The organism is Providencia sp. wls1922 (genome assembly GCF_009706505.1).
Classification (GTDB): domain Bacteria; phylum Pseudomonadota; class Gammaproteobacteria; order Enterobacterales; family Enterobacteriaceae; genus Providencia; species Providencia lanzhouensis.
The window spans coordinates 14,086-25,971 of the sequence record NZ_WLUG01000072.1 but is presented as its reverse complement, the minus strand read 5'-3'; the positions used below and the strand labels follow the sequence as shown (position 1 = coordinate 25,971).

At 41.5% G+C, this 11,886-nt stretch carries 16 protein-coding genes; 6 read left to right on the top strand and 10 right to left on the bottom strand.

The annotated features are described in order from the left end of the window. Nucleotides 1–245 precede the first annotated feature (245 nt). On the top strand, nucleotides 246–791 hold the full coding sequence (locus GKR71_RS07035) for a gamma carbonic anhydrase family protein (protein ID WP_036955843.1): 546 nt from the start codon (nucleotides 246–248) through the stop codon (nucleotides 789–791). On the opposite strand, the gene GKR71_RS07030 is transcribed toward GKR71_RS07035, so the two are convergent. The 5 genes from GKR71_RS07030 to dprA are packed head-to-tail and all read right to left on the bottom strand — an operon-like array spanning nucleotide 767 to nucleotide 4,082. Continuing rightward, the gene (locus tag GKR71_RS07030; RefSeq protein ID WP_036955850.1) at nucleotides 767–1,027 is read right to left on the bottom strand and encodes a DUF1488 domain-containing protein; all 261 of its coding nucleotides are present in this window, start codon (nucleotides 1,025–1,027) and stop codon (nucleotides 767–769) included. The two genes, GKR71_RS07035 and GKR71_RS07030, sit on opposite strands and share 25 nt — an antisense overlap. Continuing rightward, nucleotides 1,027–1,842 carry a shikimate dehydrogenase gene (gene aroE, locus GKR71_RS07025; protein WP_036955855.1) on the bottom strand — a complete coding sequence of 272 codons (816 nt, stop codon included), beginning with the start codon at nucleotides 1,840–1,842 and terminating at the stop codon, nucleotides 1,027–1,029. Before aroE ends, GKR71_RS07030 begins: the two co-directional genes overlap by 1 nt. Nucleotides 1,843–1,848: 6 nt before the next feature. Further along, a complete protein-coding gene (gene tsaC / locus GKR71_RS07020; protein WP_036955858.1) occupies nucleotides 1,849–2,418 on the bottom strand; it encodes an L-threonylcarbamoyladenylate synthase type 1 TsaC in 570 nt (189 codons plus the stop codon). Between the two features lie 9 nt (nucleotides 2,419–2,427). Further along, nucleotides 2,428–2,970 carry a DNA topoisomerase family protein gene (locus GKR71_RS07015; RefSeq protein WP_036955862.1) on the bottom strand — a complete coding sequence of 181 codons (543 nt, stop codon included), beginning with the start codon at nucleotides 2,968–2,970 and terminating at the stop codon, nucleotides 2,428–2,430. A 32-nt stretch (nucleotides 2,971–3,002) separates the two neighbouring features. Next, complete coding sequence (dprA, locus tag GKR71_RS07010) at nucleotides 3,003–4,082, bottom strand: DNA-processing protein DprA (protein WP_154609692.1); 1,080 nt, start codon at nucleotides 4,080–4,082, stop codon at nucleotides 3,003–3,005. 131 nt (nucleotides 4,083–4,213) lie between these two features. On the opposite strand from dprA, the gene def reads away from it, so the two are divergent. From def to mscL, 5 genes are all read left to right on the top strand, one after another. Next, the gene (gene def / locus GKR71_RS07005; protein ID WP_036955874.1) at nucleotides 4,214–4,735 is read left to right on the top strand and encodes a peptide deformylase; all 522 of its coding nucleotides are present in this window, start codon (nucleotides 4,214–4,216) and stop codon (nucleotides 4,733–4,735) included. Nucleotides 4,736–4,779: 44 nt separating this feature from the next. Further along, nucleotides 4,780–5,727 carry a methionyl-tRNA formyltransferase gene (gene fmt, locus GKR71_RS07000; protein ID WP_036955878.1) on the top strand — a complete coding sequence of 316 codons (948 nt, stop codon included), beginning with the start codon at nucleotides 4,780–4,782 and terminating at the stop codon, nucleotides 5,725–5,727. 74 nt (nucleotides 5,728–5,801) lie between these two features. Further along, a complete protein-coding gene (rsmB, locus tag GKR71_RS06995; protein WP_154634084.1) occupies nucleotides 5,802–7,088 on the top strand; it encodes a 16S rRNA (cytosine(967)-C(5))-methyltransferase RsmB in 1,287 nt (428 codons plus the stop codon). A 33-nt stretch (nucleotides 7,089–7,121) separates the two neighbouring features. Beyond that, entirely contained in the window at nucleotides 7,122–8,498 is a 1,377-nt protein-coding gene (gene trkA, locus GKR71_RS06990) for a Trk system potassium transporter TrkA (RefSeq protein WP_036955884.1), read from the top strand. A gap of 115 nt (nucleotides 8,499–8,613) precedes the next feature. Further along, nucleotides 8,614–9,027: a large-conductance mechanosensitive channel protein MscL gene (mscL, locus tag GKR71_RS06985; protein WP_036955890.1), complete on the top strand. Its 414-nt coding sequence runs from the start codon at nucleotides 8,614–8,616 to the stop codon at nucleotides 9,025–9,027. Here mscL and GKR71_RS06980 read toward each other — a convergent pair whose 3' ends face one another. The 5 genes from GKR71_RS06980 to rpsD all read right to left on the bottom strand — a co-directional run bounded on the left by GKR71_RS06980 (nucleotide 9,028) and on the right by rpsD (nucleotide 11,866). Continuing rightward, on the bottom strand, nucleotides 9,028–9,228 hold the full coding sequence (locus GKR71_RS06980; protein ID WP_036955893.1) for an alternative ribosome-rescue factor A: 201 nt from the start codon (nucleotides 9,226–9,228) through the stop codon (nucleotides 9,028–9,030). It abuts the gene before it with no gap. Nucleotides 9,229–9,254: 26 nt separating this feature from the next. Continuing rightward, nucleotides 9,255–9,671, bottom strand: coding sequence for a Zn(2+)-responsive transcriptional regulator (gene zntR / locus GKR71_RS06975; RefSeq protein ID WP_036955922.1), 417 nt, complete (start codon nucleotides 9,669–9,671; stop codon nucleotides 9,255–9,257). 135 nt (nucleotides 9,672–9,806) lie between these two features. Next, nucleotides 9,807–10,193: a 50S ribosomal protein L17 gene (rplQ, locus tag GKR71_RS06970; protein ID WP_036955900.1), complete on the bottom strand. Its 387-nt coding sequence runs from the start codon at nucleotides 10,191–10,193 to the stop codon at nucleotides 9,807–9,809. Nucleotides 10,194–10,230: 37 nt separating this feature from the next. Beyond that, entirely contained in the window at nucleotides 10,231–11,220 is a 990-nt protein-coding gene (locus tag GKR71_RS06965) for a DNA-directed RNA polymerase subunit alpha (protein ID WP_036955903.1), read from the bottom strand. A 25-nt stretch (nucleotides 11,221–11,245) separates the two neighbouring features. Then, entirely contained in the window at nucleotides 11,246–11,866 is a 621-nt protein-coding gene (rpsD, locus tag GKR71_RS06960) for a 30S ribosomal protein S4 (RefSeq protein WP_004265487.1), read from the bottom strand. Nucleotides 11,867–11,886: the final 20 nt, after the last annotated feature.

Below are 11,886 nucleotides of genomic sequence, written 5' to 3'. Positions count from 1 at the left end.
GGTTTGTCGTGACAACGGATGCGCATTATAGGGAGCTCGAAAAATTACACAACCTTTTTTTTTAAAAAAAAATACCGTTTGCAGATAATTTCATCATTATGCTTTTTTTACTATCGCTATGATTATAAAAACAGCTATTTTGCCGTATAATTCTATTCATATTGTCCTCTCTTAATTATTTGATTCTTAATTAAGAGCTTCCTTATAGTTACCTTTATATCCATCTACGTTTTATGGCTACGAATATGAATACATCTTTAAGACATTATTTAGAAACCTTCCCTTCTGTCGCTGCAAATGTTTTTATTGACCCATCTTCTGTCGTCATTGGAGATGTTCGCTTAGCCGAAGATGTAAGCATCTGGCCACTATCCGTACTACGTGGTGATGTAAATTATATCTCTATAGGTGCACGGACAAATATTCAGGATGGCTCAGTGCTACATGTCACCCATAAATCCGCCAGCAATCCTGATGGAAATCCATTAATTATTGGAGAAGATGTCACTGTTGGACATAAAGTCATGCTGCACGGATGCACGATAGGTAATCGTGTTCTTGTCGGCATGGGATCTATTGTGATTGATGGAGCTATTATTGAAGATGATGTTGTGATCGGCGCTAACAGCCTCGTCACTCAGGGAAAAAGATTGGAGTCTGGTTACTTATATATGGGAAGCCCAGCCAAGGCGATACGAAAGCTCACCGAAGCTGAACTTGGCCATTTACGTTATTCGGCTAATAATTATGTTGAGTGGAAAAATAACTATTTATCGTCCAGCAATTCATAGAAGCCATTCTCATTATCGAGTCCTTGTTCAATCAAGGTCTCGAACTCTTCTTCTATATCCCAACGATAATGTTGAAAAAGCGCCAATGGTGTTTCATTCTGACCATATCGTTTAATAAGTAAGGTTTGTGAAATAACGCACTCTGACAGTAGTCCATTGACTAAAACAGGGAACCGTACCTTATTAATAGCCGAGTCCCATACTTCCCTATCTGGAAATTGAATCGCCTGATTCATTATTCAAGTTCCTTTTTTAACTCTTTTAATACTGGCTCAATCTCTGGTACCACCCCATGCCAAAGTTTAAAGGCAAATGCAGCTTGCCCAACCAGCATACCTAAGCCATCAGCTAGCTTATTCACTTGGTGTTGCTTAGCAAATAACAAAAAAGGTGTTAAACCTCGTTGATAAAACATGTCATAGCATGCGGTTTGTTGAGAAAATAATTCAGGGCTGATTTTAGGGATCTCGCCAGTCACCCCAGAAGAAGTACCATTTATGATTAGATCAAATTCTGCTGAAATGAGCTGTGCCATTGGTCTACTCTGTATTTTTCCAAGAGCCGAAAAATGGTGAGATAAAGATTCTGCTTTTATAAAGGTTCGGTTAGTCAATGTAATATCGCAGCCGTACTCAAGTAGAGGTAATAGAGCACCACGAGTTGCGCCACCAGCTCCAATAACCAATATTTTGCTTGAAGGCGACACAAACCCAAGACGCTGTAGATCAAGCAACAATCCCACACCATCAGTATTGTCACCCAACAAGCGATGATTATCGAGTTTTCTAATCGTATTGACGGCACCACAGATTTGAGCTCTTTCTGTCAACTCTGATACGAATTGAAAAGCCCTTTCTTTAAACGGCAATGTAATGTTTGCACCCTGCCCGCCTTTTTCGAAAAAATCTGATAAATAGACTTCGAAATCTTCTACGGGAGCAAGTATTTTCTGGTATTCAAGATCAATGCCTGTCTGCTTAGCAAACATTTGATGTATTGAAGGTGATTTACTGTGTTGAATCGGGTTACCAAAAACTGCAAACATTCCCATTAATCATTATCCTTTACGATATAATTGCCCAGTCATAGCATCACGAATTTCTGATGGATTTAATCTTCCACCAACAACACCATCAAGAACAGGAATTGTGTCTTTAAACTGCACGATTACTTCTTCTGTAGTTCGACATGGTTCCAATCCACTCAAATTTGCACTCGTTGATACGATTGGCTTGCCATATTCCCTGCAAAGCGCTTTCACTAATTCATGGTTTGTCACACGAACAGCTAAAGTGTCAAATTGCCCCGTCAACCATTTTGGTGTCGTTTTCTTTGCAGGGATCACCCAGGTGACAGGTCCCGGCCATGTAGCAAACATTGCTTGGCGCTGCTGTTCGTTTAGCTGGCTGTCATCGACATAATTTTTGAGCTGTTCATAATTATCAGCAATCAAAATTAACCCTTTTTCCCAAGGGCGCAGCTTCAATTCAAGTAATTTATTTACCGCAACTTCACTATCAGGGTCACATCCTAAGCCAAAAACGGCTTCTGTTGGATAAGCGATAACTTGTTGTTGTTTCAATGCTTCAATAATATTTTTAATTGCAGGTGTAGATTGATTTTGCATAGTTTTAACTCATAGTTCTTCTTGTAACTGACCGCAGCGTTTGCTGGCACAGAACAATCTTACTCCCTGTCCAACCTTTTTTTCCATAAGTAATGGGTATTCACAAGACTGACATTTTCCCACTACAGGCTTATTATTCAGGATAAACTGACAGTTAGGATAGTTATCGCAAGCATAAAAAGTTTTACCAAAACGGGATTTTCTTTGTAGTAAATTACCTGTTTGGCATTGAGGACAAGGAACCTTGGTTTCATCCGGTTTATCGATGAGCTCTGTATGTTCGCATTCAGGATAGTGGCTACAGCCAATAAACATCCCAAAACGCCCTTGTTTTAACACCAAATCATATCCGCATTTAGGACAGCTTTGACCTTCCAATACTTTGACAATGTGAGTCTCAGCAACAGCTCTTAATGGCTTAATATAATGACATTGAGGGTAACCAGAGCACGCTAAAAAAGGCCCATGAGCTCCGTTTCGAATAACCAGCAAAGAGTTACATTCAGGACAGTATTCATTTTTATCTGTATCAAAAGGCAATTGCTTCGACATGTTTTTGTTTAATCCACTCTTTTCTTCAACGACTAGTTTACTCTGAGATATCCACCAGCCACAGATATAACTGCACCATCTATCTCCAGTTCAGTTAAGGCTGAAATTACTTGCGTGATAGGTAACTGTAATTCAGTCGCGATGATATCTGCAGGGATCGGTTGGTACCCTACCATACCTAAAATCCGACTTTCTGTCAGATTTAACTCTGGCTGCACAGAGGTTTCAATCTCCAATTCTGGTTGTATCCAATTTGGTGAGCATTCTAGATGTAATAATATGTCCTCGGGTTCTACCAGCAGGTATGCCCCTTGCTGTATCAACCAATGATTACCACTAAATGCTGAGTTACCTAATGGTGCCGGTAGTGTAAATAGATCTCGATTTTGTTCAATTGCATATCGGGCTGTAATCAATGATCCACTTTTCATACCCGCTTCGATAACCAATACCACTTTGCTTAACCCACTAATGATACGGTTCCTTCGAGGAAACTGTTTTGCTAATGGAGGAGTATCAGGAAAATACTCTGAAACTAATACCCCTTCAGACCTAATTCGTTCTGCTAGATCAAAGTGTTGTTTTGGATAAATATGGGAAAGTCCACTTCCTAATACTGCGACTGTCTTTCCTTGGTTTTCTATTGCAGTTCTATGACTGATACCATCAATACCGAGAGCCAAACCACTGGTGATCGTCAATTTGTAATTTATAAACTTTCGAACAAAAGCTTCCGTCCATTTCTTACCATATGCAGTAACTTGCCGGCTTCCTATGATGGCAATTTGCTTTTCAGATAATAATTCACTTCGTCCCGACACAAACAGTAATAAAGGAGGGTTATATATCTGCTTTAATAAAAAAGGATATTGCGCATCCAAAAATGTAATTAATTGATTTTCTTTGACTTCCAACCATTTCAAAGTTGAATCAATGCGCTTTAAAGGGACATTTAGGAATTGCAATCGTTGCATTTCATTCAGCCCACAGGCTTTTAATACTGTATGACTTACTTTATCTATTTGTTTTAATTGAGATACTATCTTTGGTGCTGTTTTTATCCCAACTCGGCTAACTTGCGAAAGCCTTAGCCATATTTCCTGTTCATTCATTTTGTCTTCCTGACAGTAAGTTAGCACATTTGGAAACGAACAAATCATAACCAATACTGTCAATATGACTGATAAATGTCTAGAATAGACGGTAATTACCTTTCAAATTTTGGAAACTACTCGAAAAATTTATGTCAGTCTTAAACGTGTTACATTATCCAGACGAGCGCCTTCGCACCGTTGCAAAACCAGTTGAAAAAGTTGATGCATCTATCCAGCGTATTATTGATGATATGTTCGATACGATGTATGACGAGGAAGGCATTGGGCTCGCAGCAACGCAAGTGGATATCCACCAGCGCATCATTGTTATTGACGTTTCTGAATCACGTAATGAGCGCCTTGTACTTATCAATCCTGAGCTTCTTAATAAAGAAGGTGAAACAGGTATAGAAGAAGGCTGCCTATCAATCCCTGAACAGCTAGGATTTGTACCAAGGGCGGAGAAAGTGAAAGTTCGTGCTCTTGATTATAACGGTACATCATTTGAACTGGAAGCTGATGGTCTACTGGCTATCTGTATTCAACATGAAATGGACCATTTAGTTGGAAAACTATTCGTTGATTACTTATCACCGTTGAAGCGCCAACGTATCCGCCAAAAAGTAGAAAAACTTGATAGACTGAGAGCTAAAGAAGCTAAAAATCGTTGATTTGATAATAAGTTAGTCTTTATTACTATAAATGGGAAAGGATCGTGTCAGAACCATTAAGAATTATTTTTGCAGGTACGCCTGATTTCGCAGCTAAACATTTGGCTGCATTGTTAGAAACCAATCATAACGTTGTTGGTGTATTAACTCGTCACGATAAACCTGCAGGCAGAGGCAAAAAGCTAACACCGAGCCCAGTGAAAATCCTTGCGGAAGAACATGGAATACCTGTTTTCCAGCCCGTTACTTTGCGTGATCCAGACAATCAACAATGGATCAAAGATCAAAATGCTGATCTGATGATTGTCGTTGCTTATGGTTTGATCCTGCCACAAGCCGTTTTGGATATTCCCCGTTTAGGCTGTTTGAATGTTCATGGTTCATTGTTACCACGCTGGAGAGGCGCAGCTCCAATTCAACGATCCATTTGGGCAGGTGACAATGAAACTGGTGTCACGATCATGCAGATGGATGCCGGTCTTGATACTGGAGATATGTTATATAAAGCCACTTGCCCGATTACGGCTGAAGATACGAGTGCGACTTTATATGAAAAGCTGGCGATGACAGGGCCTAAAGCGCTCATTCATACAGTAGATTTACTCTCTTCGGGCCATTGTTCCCCAGAAAAACAAGATGATTCACTCGCCAATTACGCTGAAAAATTATCTAAAGATGAAGCGCGAATTGATTGGCAACTACCTGCTGAACACATTGAACGGTGTATTCGTGCCTTTAACCCTTGGCCAATGAGTTATTTCATGGTGCAAGAGCAATTAATCAAAGTATGGCAAGCGGAAGTCATCGCTCAAGCACATAATCTGCGCCCAGGTACTATTATCAGTGCCGATAAAAAAGGTATCAGTGTTGCAACTGGCAATGGGGTATTAAATATTACTCAGCTACAGCCACCTGGTAAAAAAGCGATGAGTGCGCAAGATATCCTTAACTCCCGCCGCGAATGGTTCATACCTGAGCAATTGCTAGACTAATATATTGGTAGCATTACCTGAAAGAGCAGAATCCGGTAATGCTACTTAAATAACTAATAGACTCTCTTTCAATTATGAAAAACAAATATAATTTGCGTAGTATCGCTGCGACCGCCATTAGTCAGGTTTTAGATAACGGACAATCGTTAAGTACCGTTTTACCTGATCTTCAACGTAATATTAATGATAAAGATAAAGCACTACTGCAAGAAATTTGCTTCGGTGTTTTACGTTATCTACCAAAGCTCGAATGGTTTATTAGCCAGCTTATGGAAAAACCGCTAACAGGTAAGCAAAGAACTTTACATTACCTCATCATGGTTGGGATCTATCAATTGCTCTATACACGCATCCCTGCACATGCAGCTTTAGCAGAAACCGTGGATGGTGCTGTTGCATTAAAGCGCCCACAATTGAAAGGTCTAATAAATGGAGTACTACGATCTTTTCAGCGTCAGCAAGTTCAGTTAGAAGAGCGCAATACAAATAACAATAGCCAATATTTACATCCTAGTTGGTTATTAAAACGCATTCAAACTGCCTACCCTGATAACTGGGAAAATATCGTTGATGCCAATAATCAACGTCCGCCAATGTGGTTGAGAGTTAATTCTCAACATCATACTGCCGCGCAATATTTAGAGTTACTCGAACAAGCGGAAATTACAGCACACTTGCACCCATCCCATCCAAGTGCAATTCGCTTAGAAGAAGCGGCTCCCGTTACTGGTTTACCTGGTTTTGAAGATGGCTGGTCTACAGTGCAAGATGTTTCTGCGCAAGGCTGTGCTGAATTACTCTCTCCAGTTAATGGCGAGAATATTCTCGACTTATGTGCCGCTCCGGGCGGAAAAACAACACATATTTTAGAACTAGCTCCTAAAGCCCATGTTCTTGCTGTAGACATTGATGAATCACGGCTCAAGCGAGTGAAAGAAAATCTGCAAAGATTGAAGCAACAAGCTATTGTTATTCAAGGGGATGGTACGAAACCTGAAGAGTGGGCGAAAGATCAACAATTTGATCGTATTTTGCTGGATGCTCCGTGTTCTGCAACGGGAGTTATTAGGCGCCACCCTGATATTAAATGGCTAAGGCGCGATTCAGATATTCAAGAGCTATCTCAGCTACAGGCTCAAATCTTAGAGGCTCTATGGCCATACTTAAAACCTGGCGGCACATTAGTGTATGCCACATGCTCCATCATGCCTGAAGAAAATAGCCAGCAGATTCAGCATTTCCTCTCTAAACATACTGATGCAAGTATGAATGATGGTACAGAATTAGGCTTACAAATATTACCAAGCGCAACTGGGGGCGATGGTTTCTTTTACGCCCGCTTACTCAAGCACGTACAGTAATATTTAACAAAGACTCTGAGATAGGAAGATGCTATGAAGATCATTATTCTAGGTGCAGGGCAAGTCGGTGGGACACTCGCTGAAAACTTAGTGGATGAAAATAACGATATTACCGTTGTTGATACCAATGCCGATCGCTTGCGCCAGCTACAAGATCAGTTTGATCTGCGCGTAGTTAATGGGCATGGATCTCATCCCCGAGTTCTTAGAGATGCTGGAGCTGAAGATGCGGATATGTTAGTTGCAGTGACTAACTCGGATGAAACCAATATGGTTGCTTGCCAAATTGCTTATAGCCTATTTAATACACCGAATAAAATCGCGCGTATTCGTGCAACCGAATATATCCGCGAAGCGGACAAGCTTTTTTTGGCAGAGCAAATCCCTATTGATTATCTGATATCACCAGAACAGCTGGTTATTGAATATATCTATAAACTTATCCAATATCCGGGGGCTTTACAGGTCGTTAATTTCGCTGAAGGTAAAGTGAGTATTGTGGCGGTAAAAGCCTACTATGGGGGCTCTCTGGTAGGCAATGCATTATCTAGCTTACGTGAGCACATGCCACATATTGATACTCGAGTTGTCGCCATATTCCGTCAAGATAGACCGATTCGTCCTCAAGGTTCAACTATTATTGAAGCAGGTGATGAAGTTTTCTTCGTTGCCTCCACTCAACATATAAGAGCAGTAATGAGTGAGCTTCAGCGATTAGAAAAACCATACAAGCGTTTAATGATTGTGGGTGGTGGTAACGTAGGTGCTGGTTTAGCTAAGCGATTGGAAAAAGACTATAGCGTTAAACTGATTGAACGTAATCAGGAAAGAGCAACTGAACTCGCTGAGTTGCTCCATGATACGATTGTTTTTTATGGTGATGCCTCAGATCAAGAGTTACTGACTGAAGAACACATTGAACAAATGGATGTGTTTATTGCACTTACCAATGATGATGAAGCAAATATCATGTCCGCTATGCTTGCAAAAAAAATGGGGGCCAAAAAAGCCATGGTATTAATTCAACGGTCTGCCTATGTTGAATTAGTTCAAGGTGGTGTTATTGATATTGCAGTATCTCCACAGCAAGCTACTATTTCAGCTTTACTTGGTCACGTCAGAAAAGCGGATATTGTCAGTGTCTCATCGTTACGCCGAGGAGTCGCAGAGGCCATTGAAGCGATTGCCCACGGTGATGAGAACACATCAAAAGTGGTTGGTAAAAAAATATCAGAAATTAAACTCCCTCCAGGCACAATTATTGGAGCCATCGTAAGAGAGGAAGAAGTCATCATTGCTAGCGATTACCATATTATTGAGCAAGGTGACCATGTCATTATGTTTATTACCGATAAAAAATATGTGCCGGATGTGGAAAAGCTGTTCCAACCAAGTCCGTTCTTTTTATAATTATCTAAAATAAATAGTAAAGGTTTGCAGCTTAATAATTCTAGATACTATAATTTTGATACGTGGTTCCACACGTTTAGTCATTTAGTTAATAAATAAAGGGAAGGGGTCGTACATGAGTTTTTTAAAAGAGTTCCGCGAATTTGCCATGAAGGGCAACGTTGTGGATATGGCAGTCGGTATTATTATTGGTGCCGCATTTGGTAAAATTGTTTCTTCGCTAGTCGCCGATGTGATCATGCCCCCACTTGGACTAATCATTGGTGGTGTAGATTTTAAACAATTCAGCCTTGTACTTCGAGAAGCGGAAGGAAGTGTACCTGCCGTCGTAATGAATTATGGGATGTTTATCCAAACTGTTTTTGATTTTGTTATTGTCGCATTTGCTATTTTTATGGCGATCAAAGTAATGAACAAAGTTCGTCGTGAAAAAGAAGAAGCTGCACCAGCAGAGCCTGCTGCACCATCTACAGAAGAAGTTTTACTGTCTGAAATTCGTGACTTACTGAAAGAACAGAATAAAAAATAACTAAAAGGTCAGTGGTAATAAGTTTATTAACCGATTACCACTGGCCTCCCAGTTATCTGCCTTATTGGTTTTTCCTTTTCTTGTATAGCTTCCTTTGCCTTTCTTATTTTTCTCAACTCTCTGACGAAATAGAGGGTCATGCAACAGTGCCTCAATGGCATTATCTTTAATCTCACCACGCTTATGCTGATACTTATTCATAATCTACCTTCATAATCAGTTTTAAATTAATAAATTTTTGATGCGCCTTTTTCCAAAATCTCCATGATAGAGCAGTATGTTGATGCATGCTCATCACCACAGCATGCTGAACTCAAGGTTTTCAATGAGTCTCTCATGATGATCAGCTCTTGGATCTTCTTTTCCACTTCAATCAGTCTAATATCAACAATATTTTTTGATTCCTGACAAGTGTGATGTTCGGGGTCAACACGAATTGATAATAACTCAGTAATCGCTTCAAGTGTAAATCCTAGCTGCTTAGCATAACGGATAAAACGTAGGCGCTGTAAATCTTGCTCCGTAAACAACCGGTAGCCACCTTCCGTTCTCGTTTTGTGCCCCATCAACCCCTGTTTTTCATAAAAACGGATCGTATCTGGTGTAACATCTGCCAACTTAGCTATTTGACCTATCTTATACATGCTCATTTGCTTATGCCTATAAGTATGGATAGAAAATAAAAATTCAAGGATGGAAAAGAATTAATTTGGAGGGTTAGAATAGCAGGTACAAAAAAACCGGGCAATACACCCGGTTTTCTTGAAAGCAATTACAGATTACTCTGCAGCTGCTTCTTGAGACTCAACAGCACGGTCAACAAGCTCGATGTAAGCCATCGGAGCGTTGTCACCTGCGCGGAAGCCACACTTAAGAATACGAGTGTAACCACCTGCGCGAGCTGCGAAACGAGGTCCCAGTTCATTAAATAGTTTTGCAACGATCTCGTTATCACGAGTACGTGCGAATGCCAGACGACGATTAGCTACGCTGTCGGTCTTGGCAAGAGTAATCAGCGGCTCAACGACGCGACGCAGTTCTTTCGCTTTAGGCAGAGTCGTCTTGATGATTTCATGACGAACTAAAGAACCTGCCATGTTACGGAACATAGCTTGGCGGTGGCTGCTGTTGCGGTTCAATTGACGACCACTCTTACGATGGCGCATGACCTTATCCTTCTCAGTAAAACCTTAACCTGTGATCCTAATCATCAGCAATACTTGCTGGTGGCCAATTTTCTAAGCGCATGCCCAGAGAAAGACCACGAGATGCCAAGACGTCCTTAATTTCAGTAAGAGATTTCTTACCGAGGTTCGGAGTTTTGAGCAACTCAACTTCTGTACGCTGTACCAGATCACCGATGTAGTGGATAGCTTCTGCTTTGAGGCAGTTAGCAGAGCGGACAGTCAATTCCAGATCGTCAACTGGGCGCAGTAAGATAGGATCGAATTCTGGTTTCTCTTCTTTAACTTCTGGCTGACGTACATCACGTAGGTCAACAAAAGCTTCAAGTTGTTCAGCCAGGATGGTAGCTGCACGGCGAATCGCCTCTTCAGGATCGATTGTACCATTAGTTTCCATTTCGATTACTAACTTATCCAAGTCAGTACGCTGCTCAACACGAGCTGCTTCAACATTGTAGGCAATACGCTCTACAGGGCTATAGCAAGCATCGACTAACAGACGACCGATTGGGCGCTCATCTTCTTCCGAATGAACTCGGGCAGAAGCCGGCACATAACCACGACCACGCTGAACTTTAATACGCATATTTACAGATGCGCTTTCGTCAGTGAGGTGGCAGATCACATGCTGTGGCTTGACGATTTCGACATCACCATCATGGATGATGTCGGCTGCAGTCACAGGGCCAATGCCAGATTTATTCAAGGTTAAAATAACTTCATCTTTCCCCTGAACTTTTACCGCCAGCCCTTTCAGGTTGAGGAGAATCTCCAGGATATCTTCCTGTACACCTTCTTTGGTGCTGTACTCATGCAGTACACCATCAATCTCAACCTCTGTCACCGCACAACCCGGCATAGACGAAAGCAGAATACGGCGCAGTGCGTTACCTAGAGTGTGGCCAAAGCCGCGCTCTAAAGGCTCAAGGGTCACCTTAGCGTGCGTCGAACTCACTTGCTCGATATCTACCAGGCGCGGTTTTAGAAACTCTGTCACAGAACCCTGCATTGTGTCCTCTCTTTGGTGCTAAGCTTTACTTGGAGTAAAGCTCGACGATCAGGTGTTCGTTAATGTCCGCAGACAAGTCAGTACGTTCAGGAATACGCTTGAACACACCTTCCATTTTAGCAGCATCAACTTCCAGCCAAGTTGGCTTCTCACGCTGTTCAGCCAGCTCTAAAGCAGCCTTGATACGAGACTGTTTTTTAGCTTTCTCACGAACGCTGATAACGTCATTCGGGGAAACCTGATAAGAAGCGATATTAACTACACGACCATTTACCATGATAGCTTTGTGGCTAACCATTTGACGTGCTTCTGCGCGAGTTGCGCCAAAGCCCATACGATAAACGACGTTATCTAAACGACCTTCCAGCAGGGTCAGCAGGTTTTCACCTGTGTTGCCTTTCAGGCGAGTTGCTTCTTTATAATAGTTACGGAATTGACGTTCCAGAACACCGTAAATACGACGAACTTTTTGTTTTTCACGTAACTGAACACCATAGTCAGACAGACGCGGTTTACGCGCACCGTGCTGGCCAGGTGCCTGTTCTAATTTACACTTGGTGTCAATCGCGCGAACACCAGACTTCAGGAAGAGGTCTGTTCCTTCGCGACGGCTCAGCTTGAGCTTAGGACCCAAATATCTAGCCATTTTCTTTCTCCAACAGTCCT